The organism is Labrenzia sp. ATLA3 (genome assembly GCF_057180185.1).
Window position 1 is genome coordinate 78,596 of sequence record NZ_JBXUKV010000011.1, and the last position, 19,821, is coordinate 98,416.

The 19,821-nt window shown below is 56.8% G+C and carries 15 protein-coding genes, 1 tRNA gene and 1 pseudogene; 4 read left to right on the forward strand and 13 right to left on the reverse strand.

The features are described from left to right. The first annotated feature begins 155 nt into the window (after positions 1-155). Complete coding sequence (locus tag AC2A6O_RS26935; RefSeq protein WP_498931756.1) at positions 156-1,370, forward strand: tetratricopeptide repeat protein; 1,215 nt, start codon at positions 156-158, stop codon at positions 1,368-1,370. A gap of 19 nt (positions 1,371-1,389) precedes the next feature. Here AC2A6O_RS26935 and AC2A6O_RS26940 read toward each other — a convergent pair whose 3' ends face one another. From AC2A6O_RS26940 to AC2A6O_RS26955, 4 genes are all read right to left on the reverse strand, one after another. Next, positions 1,390-2,682: an RsmB/NOP family class I SAM-dependent RNA methyltransferase gene (locus AC2A6O_RS26940; protein WP_498931758.1), complete on the reverse strand. Its 1,293-nt coding sequence runs from the start codon at positions 2,680-2,682 to the stop codon at positions 1,390-1,392. Positions 2,683-2,732: 50 nt separating this feature from the next. Next, on the reverse strand, positions 2,733-4,235 hold the full coding sequence (gene guaB / locus AC2A6O_RS26945) for an IMP dehydrogenase (protein WP_148586932.1): 1,503 nt from the start codon (positions 4,233-4,235) through the stop codon (positions 2,733-2,735). A gap of 207 nt (positions 4,236-4,442) precedes the next feature. Further along, complete coding sequence (locus tag AC2A6O_RS26950; RefSeq protein ID WP_148586933.1) at positions 4,443-5,150, reverse strand: RlmE family RNA methyltransferase; 708 nt, start codon at positions 5,148-5,150, stop codon at positions 4,443-4,445. After that, entirely contained in the window at positions 5,147-6,658 is a 1,512-nt protein-coding gene (locus AC2A6O_RS26955; protein WP_498931818.1) for a Ppx/GppA phosphatase family protein, read from the reverse strand. The genes AC2A6O_RS26950 and AC2A6O_RS26955 overlap by 4 nt, the downstream gene beginning before the upstream one ends. Before the next feature lie 503 nt (positions 6,659-7,161). On the opposite strand from AC2A6O_RS26955, the gene AC2A6O_RS26960 reads away from it, so the two are divergent. Next, positions 7,162-7,235 (forward strand) — tRNA-Gln (locus tag AC2A6O_RS26960). 433 nt (positions 7,236-7,668) lie between these two features. Here the strand turns inward: AC2A6O_RS26960 and AC2A6O_RS26965 are convergent. The 9 genes from AC2A6O_RS26965 to AC2A6O_RS27005 all read right to left on the reverse strand — a co-directional run bounded on the left by AC2A6O_RS26965 (position 7,669) and on the right by AC2A6O_RS27005 (position 18,132). Continuing rightward, positions 7,669-8,535, reverse strand: a complete 867-nt coding sequence (locus AC2A6O_RS26965; protein ID WP_498931760.1) for a formylglycine-generating enzyme family protein — start codon at positions 8,533-8,535, stop codon at positions 7,669-7,671. Positions 8,536-8,609: 74 nt separating this feature from the next. Further along, positions 8,610-8,867 carry a formylglycine-generating enzyme family protein gene (locus tag AC2A6O_RS26970; RefSeq protein WP_498931762.1) on the reverse strand — a complete coding sequence of 86 codons (258 nt, stop codon included), beginning with the start codon at positions 8,865-8,867 and terminating at the stop codon, positions 8,610-8,612. After that, positions 8,836-9,861: a reverse transcriptase domain-containing protein gene (locus AC2A6O_RS26975; RefSeq protein WP_498931764.1), complete on the reverse strand. Its 1,026-nt coding sequence runs from the start codon at positions 9,859-9,861 to the stop codon at positions 8,836-8,838. The genes AC2A6O_RS26970 and AC2A6O_RS26975 overlap by 32 nt, the downstream gene beginning before the upstream one ends. Next, complete coding sequence (locus AC2A6O_RS26980; RefSeq protein ID WP_498931766.1) at positions 9,858-10,328, reverse strand: HRDC domain-containing protein; 471 nt, start codon at positions 10,326-10,328, stop codon at positions 9,858-9,860. The genes AC2A6O_RS26975 and AC2A6O_RS26980 overlap by 4 nt, the downstream gene beginning before the upstream one ends. Positions 10,329-10,355: 27 nt before the next feature. After that, positions 10,356-14,306: a formylglycine-generating enzyme family protein gene (locus AC2A6O_RS26985; RefSeq protein ID WP_498931768.1), complete on the reverse strand. Its 3,951-nt coding sequence runs from the start codon at positions 14,304-14,306 to the stop codon at positions 10,356-10,358. After that, complete coding sequence (locus tag AC2A6O_RS26990) at positions 14,306-15,322, reverse strand: AAA family ATPase (RefSeq protein WP_498931770.1); 1,017 nt, start codon at positions 15,320-15,322, stop codon at positions 14,306-14,308. Before AC2A6O_RS26990 ends, AC2A6O_RS26985 begins: the two co-directional genes overlap by 1 nt. Next, positions 15,319-16,833: a S1 family serine peptidase gene (locus AC2A6O_RS26995; RefSeq protein ID WP_498931772.1), complete on the reverse strand. Its 1,515-nt coding sequence runs from the start codon at positions 16,831-16,833 to the stop codon at positions 15,319-15,321. The genes AC2A6O_RS26990 and AC2A6O_RS26995 overlap by 4 nt, the downstream gene beginning before the upstream one ends. A gap of 12 nt (positions 16,834-16,845) precedes the next feature. Continuing rightward, positions 16,846-17,214 (reverse strand): trypco2 family protein, encoded by a 369-nt coding sequence (locus AC2A6O_RS27000; RefSeq protein WP_498931774.1) that lies wholly within the window; start codon positions 17,212-17,214, stop codon positions 16,846-16,848. An 84-nt stretch (positions 17,215-17,298) separates the two neighbouring features. Next, on the reverse strand, positions 17,299-18,132 hold the full coding sequence (locus AC2A6O_RS27005; protein ID WP_498931776.1) for an IS5 family transposase: 834 nt from the start codon (positions 18,130-18,132) through the stop codon (positions 17,299-17,301). A 191-nt stretch (positions 18,133-18,323) separates the two neighbouring features. Between AC2A6O_RS27005 and AC2A6O_RS27010 the strand changes: the two genes are divergently transcribed. Continuing rightward, positions 18,324-19,058, forward strand: a complete 735-nt coding sequence (locus tag AC2A6O_RS27010; RefSeq protein ID WP_498931778.1) for a hypothetical protein — start codon at positions 18,324-18,326, stop codon at positions 19,056-19,058. A 172-nt stretch (positions 19,059-19,230) separates the two neighbouring features. Continuing rightward, positions 19,231-19,626 (forward strand): annotated as a pseudogene (locus AC2A6O_RS27015) (transposase); the annotation flags it as partial. Positions 19,627-19,821 lie beyond the last annotated feature (195 nt).

Here is a 19,821-nt window from a genome sequence, read left to right on the forward strand (position 1 = left end):
AGTTTGGCTGACGGACGTTTCCGGCGGACAAGCTGTGTACGGCTGAATTTCGCTTTTGACCGGGGCCCACCCGCTCCTTAGGTTAACCATAAGCCCCCTGCTTCGTCTCCGGTGAGACAAGCTGCAGGCAGGTGCTTTTAGGAAAAACGACCCAGATGACCGCAGCCGCCCGTAAAGCGTTCGAAGAAGCCATTGCTCTGGAGAATTCCGGCAATCTCGACAGGGCGTTGGTATCTTATCTCAAGGCGCAGGAACTTTCTCCCGACGACACGGAAATTGCCTATAGAACGGCATCCGCCCTTCTTCAAACCGGGTATCTGGACGAAGCACAATCGCAGCTGCGCCGGATTGTCTTTGCCGAACCCGATCATTTGAATGCGCGCGCCAGCCTAGGCAATTGCCAGCTGCTGCTCGGCGATACGGTGAATGCCCAGCAAAATTTTGCAGATGTGCTCGCCCTTTCGCCCGACAATCGCAATGCCCTATATGGTCTTGCCAGCGTGTTGCTGAAAGAAGACAAGCCCGAGGAAGCCTCTGCCCCAGCCAGACGGCTGGTGGAGCTTCTGCCCGATACGCCGGCGGTCTTGTCGCTTTTTGCCGACACTCAGGCACGTATCGATCAGAAGGCGGCGGCGATTGCGGCCTACCGGAAAGCCCTCAAGGCCGATCCGGATTACGGACCGGCGCTGATCGGGCTTTCGCAGACACTGTTGCTGCGAAAACGATTTGACGAAGTTATCGAACTGACCATTCGCGCAAATGAACGCGCACCGGCCGATCCGCTGCCGCTTGATCTCTTGTCCGATGCTCTGGTTGGGAAAGGCGCATTGGAAGATGCAAGGGAAGCCGCCCTTGCCGCTTTGGAACTTTCTCCCCGCTCCATCCCGACGCACGTCCGGCTCAGCAGTATTGCGCGCAAGTTTGGCGATCATGGCGCTGCACTGAAACACGCCCTGGCTGCGCATGATCTGGACAAATCGGCGAAGGAGCCTCTGAACGCTCTGGGGGCTGCTCTGGCAGCTCTGAAATATTCGAACCAGGCCCGTTCCGTCCTTACGGCCATGTCTCGCGGTGACGGCCTTGAGCCAGCAATTCGCAAACTTGTTGAAGGCCTGGCCGACGCCGACAACAACAAGACCGAAACCAAGGCGGTGACGGAACAGTCGCATTCGGCAGAAGAAGATGGGTCTTCAGAAACACCTGACAGCGCGCCTCCGAACACTTCAGAAGCTGAAGGCGCACAACAGGCAAAACCAGATCAGGAAAAAGATAAACCCAAAGAGAAGCCTGCCGGGTCAAAACAGCATATCGGCACTGATGGCGATCAGTTGCCGAATGTTCTCGGGCTACGCCGTCAGGACAGATCCTGACGGCAAAACCCGCGAGACATCACTGCTCCCGCTGAAACAGGGCAATAAAGAAACCGTCGGTATTTGTTGAGGCCGGCGTCAGCAAGATATCGCCGCGGTCGGAAACATATTTGGGAAGCTGAGCTTCAGGCAGCGTCTTTTCCCAGATATCCAGTGCGGAAACAGGCTTGAATGACGGATTTTGCTCCAGGAACCAGCTTGCCTGATCCTGGTTTTCCTCGCGCAGGACTGAACAGGTGGCGTACGCAAGCCGCCCGCCCGGCTTCACGTATTTGCTCGCGGCCTCCAGAACACGGCGCTGATCTTCGATCCGATCCTGCAGTGCCTTTTCCGCCAGTTTCCATTTTGAGTCCGGCCGACGGCGCCATACACCCGTCCCCGTGCAGGGTGCGTCAATGAACACCAGGTCCATCTGACCTATCAGTTCGTCCAGGCTGGAACTCGCAGGGTCCTTCACCTGAATGTTGCGAACGCCAGCCCGCTGCAGCCGCTCATGGATTGGAGCCAATCTAAGGCGGTCGGCGTCATAGGCATAAAGCTGGCCCTTGTTCTGCATGGCAGCAGCAAGGGCCAACGTCTTCCCTCCTCCGCCAGCGCAGAAATCCAGTACCTGTTCCCCGGGTTTGGCCTGGGCGAGATGCGCTGCCAATTGGCTCGCTTCGTCCTGCAATTCGAACCAGCCCTTGCGGTACCCTTCTTCAGCCTGAACATGCGGCATGCGGCCAAGATCCGGCTTTGCCTCGATGCGTGTGCCGACGGGTGACAGCGGTGTTGGCTTCGCTCCGGTGTGCGCCAAGCGTTTGAGAACCTTGTCACGATCAGCCTTCAGCGTGTTGGCTCTCATGTCGACAGGAGCGCGCGTTGCCAGCGTCTGCCCCTCTTCGACGGCATCTTCACCGAAGATAGATTCGAACAGTGGCCACAGCCATTGCGGAACATCTGCCTGCTCATGGGGAGCCGGTGTTTCGTCCTCAGCTGCCGTCAGGCGGGCGATTTCTGTTTCTGACAAGGCCTCAGGTGCGTGATGGTCCTTTTCCAGGACATCCGTCAGCGCTTCCAGTCCCTTGCCCCAGCTTACGCAATAGGTTGCCATTACGACCGCGCGCGCCGAATTGTCGTTCATCCTCGCGCCAAGAGAGGCCTTGTTGCGAAGAGCGTCGAACACGAGGTTGCCAATGACCGTGCGATCACCAGACCCTGCAAACCGGTGCGCGGCGCCCCAGTCTTTCAAGGCGAGTTGCACCGGTCTGTGGCGTGTTTCCACTTCTGTCAGAACTTCTATCGCCGCCGCAAGGCGTCCGCCGTCTTTCATGCTTTTCCTTTGCGGGGGCGCCTGTCATCAGGTGCCCCGATGCCGGGTGATTATACGTTGGACGGGTAGTTCGGGCTTTCCCGCGTAATGGTAACATCGTGCGCATGGCTTTCGCGCAGGCCAGCTCCGGAAATACGCACAAAACGTGCCTTTTCCTGGAAGTCGGGAATCGTTTTGCCGCCAACGTAGCCCATGGCAGCTCTCAGACCGCCGGCAAGCTGATGCAGTACGCTGCTAAGGGGGCCCTTGTAAGGCACTTGGCCTTCAATCCCCTCCGGAACGAGCTTGAGGCTGTCGGTTACTTCTGCCTGGAAGTAGCGGTCGGCAGAGCCGCGCGCCATGGCTCCAACGGATCCCATACCACGATAGGATTTGTAGGAGCGTCCCTGGTGCAGATAGACATCGCCTGGGCTTTCCTCGGTGCCAGCCAGCAGTGAACCGACCATGACAGATGCCGCACCGGCGGCAATTGCCTTGGCAAGGTCGCCCGAAAACTTGATGCCGCCGTCCGCGACAACCGGCACGCCCTGCTTGTCTGCTTCGTTCACCGAATCCATGATCGCGGTAAGCTGCGGCACGCCGACGCCCGCGACAATTCTGGTGGTGCAAATGGATCCCGGCCCAATGCCGACCTTCACGGCATCTGCACCTGCATCGATAAGGGCCTTTGTCGCTTCGGTCGTTGCCACGTTTCCAGCAAGAACCTGAACGGAGTTGGACAGGCTTTTCACTCGGCCAACCATGTCCAGAACCTTCTGGGAATGGCCGTGCGCGGTATCAACGACAAGAAGATCGACGCCAGCGTCGATCAGACGTTCCGCACGTGAAAAGCCTTCTTCGCCGACGCTGGTTGCCGCGGCAACCCGCAAGCGCCCTTGATCGTCTTTCGACGCATTGGGATTGAGCTGGGCCTTTTCCATATCCTTGACGGTGATCAGGCCGATGCAGTTGCGGTTTTCATCAACAACCAGCAGTTTTTCGATCCTGTTGTGATGCAGGAGACGCTTGGCGTCGTCCTGGGTGACATTCTCGTTCACTGTGACGAGATCTTCTTTCGTCATCAGCTCATGAATTTTCTGGTCCGGATTTGAGGCAAAACGAACATCCCGGTTCGTCAGGATGCCGACCAGCTTGCCACTGGTCTGACCGCCCGATCCGCCGTTTTGCACGACCGGAACACCGGAGATGCCGTATCGTTTCATCAGATCCAGCGCATCCTGAAGCGTCGCGTCCGGTCCAATCACCAGCGGATTGACGACCATTCCGGACTCGAACTTCTTGACCATCCGAACCTCTTCGGCCTGCTGGTCGAGAGACAGGTTGCGGTGGATAACGCCAATGCCGCCAGCCTGAGCCATGGCAATCGCCAGACGACCCTCGGTGACGGTATCCATGGCGGACGAAATGATCGGAATGTTAAGTTCAAGTTCCCGCGTGACGCGGGTCCGCAGATCGACCTCACCCGGCATAACTTCCGAGTGGCCGGGGATCAGCAGGACGTCGTCGAACGTCAGGGCTTGCTGTCCGGTGGTAGGGACGTAGAAGGATGCCATTGCCAATTCCCCTTTGTAAAAAAATAGCTGAGACGCACGCTTTTTTTCAAAAGCCTGCATCTTTCGAGTCGCTTCGGCTGTGCCGGAGAAGTTGGCGCGGGTCAATAACACGCAGGTGACAGAAAGAAAAGGGGGTGCCGACCGCTCTGCGATGTTCCCCCTCGTGCGTAGCAGAAAGCCGGTGCCCGGTATTGCCCGGCAATCACATCAGTCAGGATCGAGATCGCTACCGCGAAAGCCTTTGGCGATCACGTAAAGTTCCGGACTTTCCTTGCGGCTTGCCGGAGGCTTGAGGTGGGCGACTGACTTGAATTCCCGCTTCAGATCGTTCAGCAGAGCGTGCTCCGTTCCGCCACGAAAGACCTTTGCCAGGAAGGAGCCGCCTGGCACGAGATTGCGTCTCGCGAAATCGATCGCGATTTCGAACAGATGGGTCGTCCGTAGGTGATCTGTCTGTTTGTGACCGGTTGTGGGAGCCGCCATGTCGGACAGGACGACATCCGGTTTGTGCCCTCCCAGAGCTTCCAGCAAGGCAGCTGGTGCATCGTCGTCCAGAAAGTCTTTCTGCAGAAACGTCGTGCCGCGCACGTGGTCCATTTCCAGGTAATCGATGCCGACCACCTTGGGCGCTTCGACAGACGATTGCACACGCTCCACGGCCACCTGGCACCAGCCACCTGGTGCGCAGCCCAGATCGACCACCCGATAGCCGGGCTTCAACACTTTGTGCTTGTCGTCGATCTCTATCAGTTTATAGGCGGCGCGCGACCTGTAGCCGTCCATTTTGGCCCTGCGAACGTAAGGGTCATTCAATTGCCGATGAAGCCAGCGGGTTGAGGATTCTCTCCGGCCCGCTGAGGTCTTCACCTTGACATTGAGACCCCGGTCACCCGTTCCTTTTTTGCCTCGGCTCATGTTCTGTTCCTTTGGCGCCCACGATCCTGGCGCGCGCCGTTTTTCCTGTGCGACCAGACACCGTCCGCCGCCATCAATTCCGTAAGAATGCCTTCGCGCAGCCCCCTGTCCGCAACACGCAGACGCGAGCAACTCCAGCGGCGCCGTATGGCTTCCAGAATGGCGCAGCCCGCCAAAACCAGATCAGCCCGATCCGCACCAATGCAGGGATTATCCACGCGCGCCTCATAAGGCATGTCACGCAGTTGATCAATCATTCTGGAGACGTCACCGTCCTCCAGCCATGTTCCGTCAACTCTGCGTCGGTCATAGCGTTTCAAGCCCAGATGAACACCTGCCAGGGTCGTGACTGTGCCCGATGTGCCCAGCATATGCACCCTTCCAGAGGCAATAGCTTCTGTCAGGTTGTTGGCAAGGTTAAAGGCCGAGAGGTGTTCAGCCGCATCTTCGATCATGGCCTCGAAGATATCTGGGGTCACATGGACACCACCATGCCTTTCGGCAAGATTAACCACGCCGACAGGCAGGGAAATCCACGACCGGATAAAGCGGGTCAACGCATAGCCTCGCGCGCCGCAACGGTTGCGCAGATCCAGCCAGACGATTTCTGAAGAGCCGCCACCAATGTCGAACAGAATCACACCGTCTGCATCGTGATCCACAAGCGAGGCGCAGCCGGCAACGGCGAGCCTGGCTTCCGTCTCGCGATTGACGACTTCCAGAGCCAGTCCTGTTTCCGCCTGGACCCTCTCGATGAAAGCGGCGCCATTTTCTGCGGCGCGGCAGGCTTCGGTCGCAATTAGCCTGGACCTGACAACACCTCTGTCGGCAAGTTTCCGATGGCACTGCGCCAAGGCATCGATGGCCCTTTCCATTGCGGCGTCGCTCAACAATCTGTTGGAGTCGACGCCTTCTCCAAGGCGAACAATTCTGGAGTAAGCGTCGACGACACGAAATCCCCGCTCTTCCGGCCGGGCGATCAAGAGGCGGCAATTGTTGGTTCCCAAGTCGAGCGCGGCATAAAGTGGCGCACTGAATCGGCTTGAAGATCTTTCATAGGTCGCGCCGCTTCGAGCCCCGTCCCCTTGCTCCCTGTGGCCGGAGGGAAAACGGTTTTCGCCGTTCCTGCGCGAACGTGTCTCCTGATTTCGGTCCACAGGCGTAGATTGGCTACGACCGGTGGAGTGCGGAGAGACCGCGATGCTGGCTTCTGCATTTTGAGCAGCAACAGACCGTTCAGCACCTCTGGAAGCTTGTTTGCGGCGACGACCACGCCTGCGCGCAGCTTTCTTGCCTTTCAGACTGGTTGCTGTGTCTGATTGCGGTTGCGATCCATCCTGAACAGAAGCGCCATGTGCAGCGACCGTACCAACCGGTTGCGCACCGTCAGCCTTCTGGGTGTGCCCGCGTTTTCTTTTCTTGCGGCGCTTCTGGGATGATGACGCACCCTCCCCCTTGCGCGCAGGTTGTCCCTGCACGGAGAGTGCTTGGTCGACGGGTCCGTTCACAGCCTTGGACGGATTTTGCCCGTCCGTTGGAGGCGCACCATTTTCGGCACAGTTCGCCTGTGCCGCAGGATTGCCTTTGGGGCCCTTGCCGGACTTGCGCTTTCGGCGCCGTCTGGACGGTCCCCTGGACTCCATGGGAGCCCCGCTGGTTCCGGACACATCAGGGGTACGACGCCCTTTTTCGGGCGGTTCCTGGCCTGACTGAGTCACGTTATTGCCTTTCAGATCTTCAGAGCTTCCGCCGTTTCAAAGGGGCGCTTCTGAAGACCGCGTCTTTCGTTGCCAAAACTGTAACAGGTTGCCCGTCGCTGGAAAAGCTCTCCGTGACACGAATGCATGCAGTCTTTCGCCAGACTTTCCACAGGTGTTCGATTTCAGAAAAAAGTCCGAGGCAGGTCTTGCAATCGCCGATGTGATAGATGTATATGCGGCACACCAATCGGGAGCGAGACACCCTTCTTGCTCACTACCGATCGATTGGCAGCTCATCTGATGAGCCGTGTTGGGGAATAGGTTAACGGTAGACCCACGGACTCTGACTCCGTTAGTCCTGGTTCGAATCCAGGTTCCCCAGCCAACTCTTTCGTGAATGAAATCAATAAGTTCCAGAAATTGGTCAGTCGGATTTCTTGTTGCGCATGTCGCAAACGACTTCCGCCAAATTCCCCGGATCTCCGCCGTTTTCTCGGGAGTGCCGGAGACTCCATGCAACATATCTGCGACATGTGTGGGCGTCACGCGCTGTCTAAAATGGTTGAAACGCATGCGAAAGCAGATTCCACCCGTGAGAACTCGAGGCATCCCCTCAGTGCCGTTCTGACCCATCTGGTTTTCCTTTTGCGCTATGGGTCTGTCCAAGAGCAACGCGGCCGTAGGCTGCGAAATTTTCCGCGCACTCGAGCCAAAACCCGCCACCAGTCAAGCTGCGCTCCGCGCCGCTTGAGCCCCGGTTGATCCCAAGGGCGTGAACCGTCCCGGTTCAGCGCCCCGGGATCCTTGCCAGCCTGAGCTCAGCCCGACCTCGCAGCGCAGCGGAAGCCCAGAAAGTCGTTCCGGATCGACGGCACGAGCCCGGTGCGGTACGCCGAGCGCACGAGCCGAGCCTCACTGTACCAGGACCCGCCCCGGAACACCCGGTACGGCTCGCCAACGGACTCTGAAGAAGCCTGCTCAAGCCAGGCAGCGCCATCTTTTGGAGCGCCCTCATAGCTGTCATGCCAATAGTCCTCACACCACTCCCAGACATTGCCCAGCATGCCATAAAGCCCGAAAGCATTCCGCTCTTTCAAGGCAACCGAATGCGTTTCGCCGTCCGAGTTTTGTCTGAACCAGGCGATCTTGTCCAAAACGGATCTGTCGGCCGTTTCGTCATTTATCGTAAGCTGGCCCGCATAGGTGCTTTCCCTGGTGCCTGCCCGGCAGGCGTATTCCCATACTGCTTCGCTCGGCAATTTCAAGTCGATGCCGGGCAAGTGGCTTTTCATATTCGACACGAACTCTCGCGCGTCCGTCCAGCTCACATTCTCAACCGGTCGATCCTTGCCCTCAAAACGGCTCGGGTTTTTGGTCATCACCGCCTGCCAGAGCGCCTGCGTCACTGGCGTGTCAAACAGCCAGAAGCCATCCGGGATCACCCGTTCGTGCTGCGGGCCTTCAGATTGAAAACGCCCAGGTTCTTTCTGATCAGAACCCATCAAGAATTTTCCAGGTGGGATCCAGCGCAGTTTTTGTGTGACCTCCCGCACTGTCAGTTCAGTGAACACGCCAGCCCTGTCCTGCCCCCAACCGCTTGCCCATGCCGGCGGCAGGCCTGTTTCGAGAGGATGCCGGCTGGGGTCTATCAGCTCACCTTCAAACTCAAACACCTCATGCAGCATTCTTCCTCCGAGCGGACACCGGTGAGGTTTCGCTAAGGCCACAGCCAACAGCTACTTGCACACCGGTGTCCTTTTCATTTCGGGATATCGGATTTGTACCGTTTACCCCATTGAGCCTGCCCTGGTCGGCAGCAGCGGTTCAGCACCGTTGCCGAGCTCGCAGCGCAGCGGAAGCCCAGATTGTTGTTCCGGTTCGACGGCTCGTTCCTGTTGCGGTACGCCGAGCGCACGTTCCGTGCCTCATTGTTCCAGGACCCGCCCCGGATCACCCGGTTCGGCTCGCCATCGGGCATGCCCAACTCAACCGTACCGGGCAGCAAGGCACGGCTCAAGCGGTCTCTGGCACAATTCGGCTGCACGCCAGTTTCTTGCATCCGCGTGCAAGGTTGTTGCCAGAACAGAAGCATAGCCTTTCTGCAAGTCAAGATCATCGATAAGGTCCAAAGCGGCCACCTGCTCCAGCCGCCTGCGCATATCGCGATAGCGCTGCTTGAGGCGCTTCGACAAGCGAAGTTCCCGTGGGTAGATCCGATAGCCACAAAAATACAGTCCTTCCGGACTGCGCCCGAACCGGTAGGGTGTTTTGACCGTCAAGAGAAGATCGCCTTCAAGCACCGTCAGGATGCGACTAAGGGAGACTTCGACAGCTTCCCGGCTATCGCCCGACCAGATCAGGTCGTCCATGTAGCGCACAAATCCACCAACACGAATTGTCTCGGTCAGGAAACGATCTGCGGATGAGAGATAGACATTCGCGAAAACCTGCGAGGTCAGCGCCCCGATGGGCAGGCCCTTGCCGGGTTCTGCCTGATGAAACCTGATGATCCTTGAAGCAAGGCGGAGCAGCGCCCTGTTTTTGAACCTGCTCGCAAGCATGACCTCCAGCCGCGCATGATCGATCGCCGGAAAATAGCCCTTGATGTCAATCTGGCAGAACCAGTTGTTTCGCCGCAGATGTCGTTGCGCCCGACGCACCGCCGCGAGAGAACCCTTGCCTTCCCGGCAAGCGAAGGTGTCGGCGATCAGGCACCTGTCGAGAACAGGCCCCATGACCGCCATCAGGGCATGATGCAGGACACGGTCGCGAAAATACGGCGCATGGATCAAGCGTGGTTTCGGGTCGCGGATCATGAACGCTTTCATTGGGCCGGGCTGAAAGGTTCCGCTCAAAATTTCTGCGCGAAGACCGGCAAGCTCCCTTTCAAGACCGCTCTCAAAAGCTGCAACATCAGCCCGCCGCCGCTTGCCCTTTGCCGCACGCCGGAAAGCCGAAGCAAGGTTGTTCCAGCTTGCAACGTCCTCCAGATCGGCGCCGCTGCGTTTCAAGAGGGAATGGCCTCCAATACCGCACAAGCCTGCAATTCTTTCAAAAAGATGTCCGCGTATTTTTCGACCCGCGCCTGGCCGACACCTTCTATTGACCCGAGGGCGGCCTTGCTCGCAGCCTTTTGCTTAACCATCGCAGCCAACTGCTCGTTTGTGAAAACGGCATAAGGCGGCACCCCCTCATGCTGGGCGACCTGCTTGCGCAACTCGCGCAAGCGCGCATAGATCGAAAAGTCTTCAGGGCTGAGCACATCGCGGTAATCGATTTTCTCATAGCGTCCTCCCGACGGCTTTTGCCCTCCAGACTTGCCATCAGTGCCAATGCACACGGCCCAAAAACTGTTTGCACCGTCGGCAACAAACTGTCTATCCGTAAACACTATCCGGTCCGAGGAAAGTATCTTGTTCATTTCATCCGCCTGTGCCTCACCGCCAACACAAGGAATTTGAAAAAACAGATACTTCATGCTTGCCTCCGTCTTGGTTCAGGCATTCTATTTTCGCTGCGGTTTCAAGGCCTGAGATTTCTGGACCTTTGGCATCTGCTGCGGATTTTTCTCACCGCCCTTGCCTGCCCGCTGGACGGTTCCGGTCTGGCCTGCGCCGCGCGGCTCCGCACGCGCGTCTTCAGCCAGCCCGCCACCGTCCTCCGATTCTCGAGCGCTCCGCGCACCCCGCCCGCCCGGCCTCGCGGCGCAGCGGAAGCCCAGAACGTCGTCCCGGTACGACGGCCCGTCCCCGAGGCGGTACGCCGAGCGCACGAGCCGAGCCTCATCGTACCAGGACCCGCCCCGGGACACCCGGTCCGGCCCGCCATCGGACTCTGAAGAGACCCGGTCCAGCCAGGCGGAGCCATCCTCCGGAGCGCCTTCGTAGCTGCCATGCCAATGGTCCTCACACCACTCCCACACATTGCCCAGCATATCGTAAAGGCCAAAACCATTGGGCCGTTTCAATCCGACAACCCGGCTGCCACCCTTACGATCTTTTGCGTATTGCCTCTCATTCCAATCGGAGATGTCAAACCCATCCTTAAGATCGAAATCACGCCCACAATTGCCACCATACCAGGCGACCTCATCCAGTATGGGGGCATTATGTTCACCCAGGATATCCATCGGCCCGGAATATGTCGCTTCCTGCGTTCCTGCCCGGCAGGCATACTCCCATTCCGCTTCGCTCGGCAGATCAAAGTGCAACGCTGCGATCCGGCCAGATATTGCTTCGCAAAAGCTCTTCGCCTGGTTCCAGTCAACCCGTTCGACCGGGCGATCCGGGTGGAGAAACTCGCTCGGGTTGTCACCTAGCACCGCTTCCCAGAGCTTTTGCGTGACCGGCGTGTCGAACAGCCAGAAGCCGGTGCCGATGGTCACGTTGCGCTGTGGGCCTTCATCGTCATCGCGACCCGCCTCTTCATCGGGCGACCCCATCAGGAACCCGCCAGGCGGGATCCAGCGCAGCTTCTGGGTCACCTGTTCGATGGTTACATCCGCATAAAGCCCGAACCGGTCCCGACCGAAACTGCTTGCCCAGTCCGGTTGCGTCATCGGAGCAAGCGTCAGGCTGGCCCTGTCCGTGCGGATCAGCACACGTGTCGTTGGCAAAGGGGACAGGGCAATGGTCCCGGCAGGGTTCGACAAGTCAACCACCGCACGGCGCGCGTCCGAGTGAGCGCTGCCCGGCAGGGCCTTGGCCTGCTCCACGCGGCTCCGCCCGCGTGTCACCGGCCAGGCCCGCCTCCCCAAGGCGCTCCGCGCCGCCGGCCTGACCTCGCCCGACCTCGCAGCGCAGCGGAAGCCCAGACCGCCGATCCGGCCCGACGGCACGTACACGCCGCGGTACGCCGAGCGCACGTACCGAGCCCCATCGAGCCAGGACCCGCCCCGGAACACCCGGTCCGGCTCTCCATCGGACTCTGAAGATGCCTGGTCCAGCCAGGCAGAGCCATCGTTCGGAGCGCCCTCATAGTTTTCATGCCAATGGTCCTGACACCATTCATCAACATTGCCAATCATGTCATATAGGCCAAAATCGTTGGGCTGCTTTTGGGCAACCGAATGGGTTTCGCCGCCTGCATTTTCGTCATACCAGGCAATGCTTTCCAACGAATCGCGGACACCTTCATCATCGGCTTCGTGCTCTTGAAATTCTCTTTCATCGTCATCCGGTTCAGGATCGAAAAACGGGTGTTCGGGTAACACCTTGGCAGATGAAGGATTGTTGCTGTCAGATGCGGTCTCAGGTGTTCCGGAATACATCGATTGAGACGTTTTGCTGCCAGAAACACCGTAGTCAGGACCGCTCGTACCTGCTCTACACGCATACTCCCACTCAGCCTCGCTCGGCAGCGCGAGATCAAGTCCCGGAACTTGCGCATTCAGCTCGTCAACAAACTCTGTCGCATCGGTCCAGGAAACGGATTCAACAGGACGCTCCGCCCCACCGAAGTTGCCTCGCGCACTCTGCATCACTGCCTGCCAAAGGGCTTGTGTCACCGGGGTTTCAAACAGCCAGAACCCTTTTTCGATACTTCTTTCGTGTTGTGGACCTTCGTCATCCCAACGGCCCGGTTCGCTTTCAGGCGACCCCATCAGGAATCGTCCCGGCGGGATCCAACGCAGGATTTGCGTAACCCGGTATGTCTGGTTCAAGATCGTTTCCGACTGATCTTCCCGGTCTTCATCGCGCACGAACACCGAAAACTGCGCCCAGGGGCCAAATTCATCAATGCCCCAGTCCTCTGCCCAGTGCGGCGCGTGTCCTGCAGCCCAGAACCCGCCCTCATCCAGACCGTCGCAGGCGCGCCAGTCATCGATTTCGACAACGCCATTGGTTGATGGCAGGGACGCCAGGGGGCTTGCGACGGGCTTGCCGCTTGAAGTCGCGGAGACCTGAACCTCGATACCTCGGTGGGACAGGCCAAGATCGACCTGGGAGACGTCAATGTCTCCGCGGTCTACCTTGTCTGGTGGAACTGGGGGATTGTAGTGCGGGTCGTACCGACGTTTGGCCTCAGTCACCACGGAACACACGGAGCTTTCTTCCAGGCTTTCCTTCCCGCGATCTGCAACACGTGAGAGCCAGGCGCACATGTTTACGCTACCTGCACCTTGTGCCGCCTGCAGCGCAGTTTTTAAAGATCTGAAATACGCACGGGCATTTTTGAAATCCTGACGGTAGCTTTGTTCCAGAATGGTCTTGGAAGCTTGTGGCAGGTTCAATAACTCTTCAAAATAAATCTCGTCCGGAAGGTCCCGTCGCCACTGCCTTAGAATTTCCAACGCATTCATCTGCGTGTCCTTCGGCAGCTTTCCGAAGCCTTCGCGATACTTGGCTATTTCGTTGACAGACCAACTAGCCGCGACAGCCGACGGATGCTCGACCGCCGGGTGGTTCCACGTCTGAATATCGAGATAAATCCCTCCGTCCGGAAAGAAAGTTTGTCGCATTTGGCTTAGCAAGCCAGGCTCGAGCCGGTTCGCAGGGCTGACCAGAGTTAGCAGAAGTTCAGACGCCTCGAAAACGTTTCGGGGGGCACTTTTTTGATCCGTACAGATAACATTCCAGGCTCGGTGCAGTTCTGAAATATACGTGCCTGGGCTGCCGGGAAAAAACACAAATGGCTTTACACCTGCCTGACTAAAGGTCCTCGCAAGGCTCTTCCAAATGTCGCGGGCGTTTCGGCCATCATCAACATAAGCCCCAACATCTCCCATCACGAGTACCGGCCCCAGCGCTGGATCGGGCTCAGATGTGACAAGCAAGCCCTTACGTTCAATGACGAATTCACGGTTGATCCCGTCGAAAACGAAACACTGGAGGCTTGATGAACAATTCTCCCTCAACCAGAGCAGAATTTCACTGGCCATACCCCAAAACGGCAATAAATGCGGACTCCGATCGATAACGATTTGAAGACGGGCGGCCTGTTTCCGTCTTTCTTTGTGCGGAAGCTTTTCAAGATGTCGGCCTTCTGCCAGGCACCGGACTGCCTTTGGAATGTCAACGCGACGCTGCCTTGCGAATGGGGCAACAAACCCACGAAGCAATTTTTCCAGCACCCTGTCATTCGCAAAGTGCTTTAACGCCGGAGAGCCCGTGGGTTTGTTCTCCCAATAATTAGCAACCCTCCTTCCTGAAGGATCAGGGTCAGACTGTTTCTCGTCTGAAAACTTCAGTAGCTCGAGTTCCTGCGGGCACAAGAAAGTTACGCTTTTTAGCGGAAGCGCGTCGGGTTCTGGTGAAACCAATGGGCTTTCGGAGACCAAGTCTTCCCGTTGATCGACCTGTTGCGTTTCTTTTTTTTTGTCAATCACGCTTTCGTCAAAACTGTAGCCCAGCAATGCCGCCCTGCGGATCACGTCGGGGGCAGGAACGGCGTCTACTGTTGAGCCATTATCCAGTGCCAACAGGTCTGCGCGACCTTTCATCGACCCGCGTGACATCAACGCTGGTCCGGATGTTTCTTCAGGAAAAAACCATGAAGTCGATCAAGCCGGTCCAGCATCGCCTGCGCTTGACCTCCAGAAACATCTACAACAGCTCGCAACAGATCCAGATACTCGGCCTGTCCGGGACGGGGCGAAACCCTCTCTTCTTTGGCCGTCTGTCTGTCCCGAATTGTTAAATCAGCAGCTTTTTCAAGGACGCTGTTGGGCACAGACGGAAAGTGCGCTTTACCTCTCGTGACAAGATGGCTCTTCAACCCAGCGACTGTTTCACCGTTCTCAACAGTGTCGTCGACATGCTCCGGAAGGGCGATGTTATGCACCACGCAGCGGCGAAGAAAAGCATCCGGCAACATACGCTCTTCATTTGTCGTAATGACAACCAGTGGCCAGGACTTCGCCGAGACTGGTAGTGCGCTTTCCGGTGTTCGAAAAGCCCGGGCACCCAAAGCTTCCAAAAGACCATTCGGCACGTCTGTGTCTGCTTTGTCGATCTCGTCCAGCAAAACGACCATGCCGTTTTCGGGGTCACAGGCTTCAACAGGTTGTGCGGGCACCGGTGTTTTGGACGTTGCCGCCTGTTTTCGGGCATCCTCCCAGTCGAATGCCCACCAGAGCGGCCCCGGTTGAACGTAGTTCATACGTCCCAGTTTGGCTCTGAGCTTCTTGCCCTCTCCATCTTCGGAACTGTAAGCACCTATCAGCTGGGCATCAGCTAATCGTGCGACCGCATCTTCCCGCCACCGCAAGTCACGGGCTTCCGTCATTCCGTCCACAACGAACTGGCAATAGCCCCTCTTCAAGACGACGGCTGCTGCAAGTGCCAGTTGCGACTTGCCCACGCCGGGCTCGCCGCGAACCAACAATGGCCGGCGCGCGTTGAGCGCAGCCTCAATGGCGTCGATATCCGACTGTTCAAAGACGTGTACTTCCCTGTCGGCTTCTTCGGAACTCTCGGTAGCCATCTCCCGCAGTTGGATCGCTTCACCGGCTTTGACATCAAGACTGATCAATTTTCTTCACCTTGCATTGGCAACATGAACGGAAAGTCACCGAGAGCATCCTCGTCGGCACCTCTTAGCGATGCCTCAATCTCGAAAACGAGAAGGTCCGGCAGTACGGACCGAATTTCCTCAATGGCGCCATTCAGCTGTTCGAGTTGAGGCAAGTCCATGCCCTGCGTTGGAATGGCCAGGTAAAACCGAAACTTGCGGGCCGAAAAGATGCGCTTCAAACGTCTTGCTATATCTTGAAGTTCGGTGCGAACGTCCTGTTGCGCTGTGCCAGCTCTGTATTCGTGTACATTCTCTTTGCGGAAAAACGCAGTCAGTGCGTCCTGCCAGGTACTTCCTACCAGTCGCTCCTCCAGATCCTCCAGGACCCATTTTGCGATGCATAGTTGCGCATCTGCACCGGCACCGGCCTCTGGAAAGAGAGGCAGACTTCTGCGCCCCTTTGCATATTCGAATTCTCCCCTGCGCGGGCGAAAGTCCGCAACACGGCCGTCCAGAGCGGCTGCCACGAGCTCGGCCATAGTGCCAAGTCCAACGCTTCCGTCATAAACAGAACCCAGCGGACGGCTTGCCGTGCACCGGAAATACCCGACTATTGCGGGTGCCAAAGCGGTAGCGAGCTTGCGAACGCTGTTTTTATCGATATTCGAGCGCGTGTGTAGTTCGTGGAGTTTGCTCAGAACTTCGTCGGCAGGTACATCACTCGTAAGCAAATGCTGCGCGAACTGGACATGGCCACCTTGCAATGCGTTTTGTGCAGCTGCACCCATCAGTGCGGCTAGATCCGAAAGCCAAGCAGGATTGTCCGCCAACGCATCAATAATGGATTGCAGCAATTGGCGTTTGCGTTCCTGTATCGCTGCGTCCGATTCAATTAGCGCCCGAAACCGCTCGTTTTCCCAGAGTTTCCAAGTAGGTGTCGCGCGCAGACGTCCTGCGTTGAACCCGTACGGCACAGACCTGCAGACTGCGATGATCTGACTGCGGTCTTGCGAGACGATTGGCATCCCGGAAGAGCCACCCCAGAGTTCTTCCTCTTCGAGCGGGTTGTCCACCGGCAGATCAATATGGTCTTGCGCATCCGGGGCAGAGTGCAGATCGCCGGCAAAACTGACGGCAGGCCTTTGTTTCGATATCTTGGCCACCCTTGCAAAACCCTCGCTCTCCCACCTGATCGAGCTGTGGGGCTTGCGATAATCGAGGTCTACATAGCCAAGTATATCTTCAGGCGGCTTGCATTTGATCAGCGCTGCGTCGAGATCAACATCGCTCCATAGAATGTTCTCCCGGCTCACGGACTCAAACACGCGAACCTGTTCGCCCTCGACCTCGTTGCGGGCAGCGCTGCCCCACCAGCATAACTTGATGTGGTCATCAATTGCTTCATCGCCAAACAACACATGTCGAGCCGTCAAGACGCAGTCATTGGCGACAGGAATCCCCGTGCCCCACTTGCCTTTGTTTTCACTTGTCGGTGCAAAAATTGCGACGAGATGGTTTTTCCATACCATTGCGATAGCCCGTCATTGCGGAGCGTCGTCTTCGTCACCAACCTCAAGCGGGCCTCTATTTTCGCCATTGCCATCGGTTGTCCCTGTGACCTTCAATTTCAAGCTGAGTTTCTGCGTCGCCGCTTCGGACACCTTCGCGCCAGCCTTGGCGGTAAACACCGACCAGACACTCGCGCCAGCTTCGCCACAGACTTCGCCGGTGGCCACCAGTTGCAGATCCAGGGAAACTTCCTCAATCGCAAACTTGATATCCTTGCCATCACCCTCTTTCTGAGCAATTGCAAGTTCGCTTCTAAGGTCTTCCAGGGCTTTGGAAAGTGCAATCAGTTCATCTGCCATGTCGAAACCCAAAAAAATTAACAATGCAAAACCGTCTCTCACGCTAGGGTATATGTCAATCGGATTTTCGCCCTATGCCGAAGTGGGCTGGTTCCCGAGCTTCTCAGAGTCCGATTCAAAAGTTCATTAGGGCACGCAATAGGTTGCGAGCCTTCGGATCATGATCTTGCTGCTGGCAATATTGACCCATGCGGTTGAGCTTTCGATGGAATTCTCCCAATCCTTAGCCAATCGACGGCATCTGCCAAGCCATGCGAAGGTGCGTTCCACGACCCATCTGCGAGGCAAGACCTCGAAGCCTTTGGCGGCGTCGGAACGTTTGATGATCTCTATCGTCCAGTTGCCGTTTCCGACCAAGGCGACGCGAAGCTTTTCGCCGGCATAGCCGCCGTCGGCAAAGACATGACGCAACCAGGGGAACCGGTACCGGATGGCCTTCAGGACATCGGGTGCTCCGTCCCGGTCCTGGATGTCGGCGGCATGGACAAGCACAAACAGCATCAGCCCAAGCGTATCGGTGATGATGTGGCGCTTGCGGCCTTTGATCTTCTTGCCTGCGTCATAGCCGCAAGTCCCGCTGCTTTCCGTGGTTTTCACGCTTTGACTGTCGATGACCCCGGCGGTGGGCGAGGCTTCACGCCCCTCCAGTTCCCGCGTGGCGGCGACAAGGATCTGGTTGATGGTCTGCCAAAGCCCGATGTCGCGCCAGGAACAGAAATAACCCCGTACCGTCGAGGCTGGAGGAAAGTCTCTCGGCAGCGCACGCCACTGACTGCCGCTGCCCGCGAGATAGAGGATCGCGTTCATCACTTCCCTCATGTCGGTCGTCCGCGGCCGTCCCCCGGACTTGGCCGGTGGGATCAAAGGCCCCACCACGGCCCATTCCCGGTCCGTCAAATCGCTTGGATAACGAAGATGATCCCGGTTATGTTGCTTGCGAGTGATATCATCCCAGGGCATTCGATACTCCATCTTCTCGACAAAGACGGTTGAATCACAACCCTTTGATATCACTCAACTACTTTTAAATCGGGCTCTAAGCCGCGCCGGCAGAAGGTTGGGTAGCAGAGCAGCTATGGCGCTACGGTGGTCTACGTCTTAATCCGTTAGAGTTTCTTTTAGTTTGCAAAAGTAAAAAATTAGGTGACGTAATGAAACGAGAAACTGGGTTTATAGATAGAAGGACGTTGCTGGTTCTTTCCACGTCAGCAGTTTTTGGTGGAAACATTGCGATACCTGCCGTTGCGCAGGACTGCAGTACGAGCCGAATCTCTGAGCTAAAAAACCAGTGTCTGATGATTTTGAATGATATCGCATCGACGATACAAACTGGGCGAAACCTTGAAACCCTTGCGTGGAGCAAAGCACAAGAAGCCATCGAGCCAAGCTATGATTGCGCAAAGGGTGGTTACGACTTGGGTCTAGCACTTTTCAAAGACTGTAATCCATCTAGCCCAGGGGTCAATCCAGTGGCCTGCGTAGAAACACTCGTCGGTGTTCCAGACACAATTAAAGCTTGCAGAACTGCGATTACCTTGGTGCAAGAAGCATCGTCTCTTTATGGTCAGGCAGCCTTTACCTTTGGGGCCGCCGAAGTCGCCTTTTTTGATCAGGGAGGTGGTGAGATAGCGGAAGAGCTAGATAAGTGCGGCGAAGCCAGCTGTATGCTTCTGGGTCGCGAAATGTCGGAGTATGCACAGCAGAACAAAGAGCGCGCTCAGCGAAACAAAGATCGCCTTACAGAGCATGAAAATCAATTAACGGTGGTTCGAGACATGCTCGAAAGATGTGAACAAGATTCGGATTCGTGCGTCGAACTGCCTCGACATGAGTTCCCAGGACTGGAACCCGCAGATACGGGGCCTCCAGAAATTAATTTGAACTGAGGTCATTCTTCTTAAAGACGTGCCGTGTTTTTCCCACGTATGGTAGAAAAGCCGCAACGTGAGACCTGGTCTTGACCCTTGAAAGTGGTCGGAATTGATTGCGAATTTTTGGGTACATTTCTGATAAGAGAGGAGTGTGCCAATGCCGAAAAGGCGTTTTTCAGACGAGTAGATCGCGTTTGCGCTGACGCAAGCGGAATCTGGTACGACGATTGGCGATATTTGTCGGAAAATGGGTATTGCCGAGGCGACATTTTATCGCTGGAAGAAGATCTATGCCGGCATGGGTGTTTCTGAGATCCGACGACTTAAGCTGCTTGAGGATGAGAATTCGAAGCTGAAGCGCCTGGTAGCGGATCTGACGTTGGACAAGACGATGCTTCAGGACGCGTTGAGAAAAAGTAGTGAAGCCTGTTCGCCGCCGAGAAGTCGTACGTCACTATCAGGATGTCTTTGAAGTATCGGAACAGTGCGCCTGCAATGCTAAGGGCTTGTGCGAGCTTCCCATCGATTTTGTTCCAGGCGAGACTCTGAAGTGGCGCTGAGGATGCGTCTGAGAGATTTGGCGTAAAACCCGTCGTGGAGGTTCATATCATTCGTCGGGCGCTCAATCTAATAGCTTCTACCTTAGGATTAAAAATTTCTTTACAATTTTCTCTAGTTGAATACAATCTTTGATTGATAAGAGAAGGGGGGGCATGCGCAAATAGTCTATACCGCTGCTATTATTTCTAGGGGTTTTTTTTGAATTGGGCCATACAAG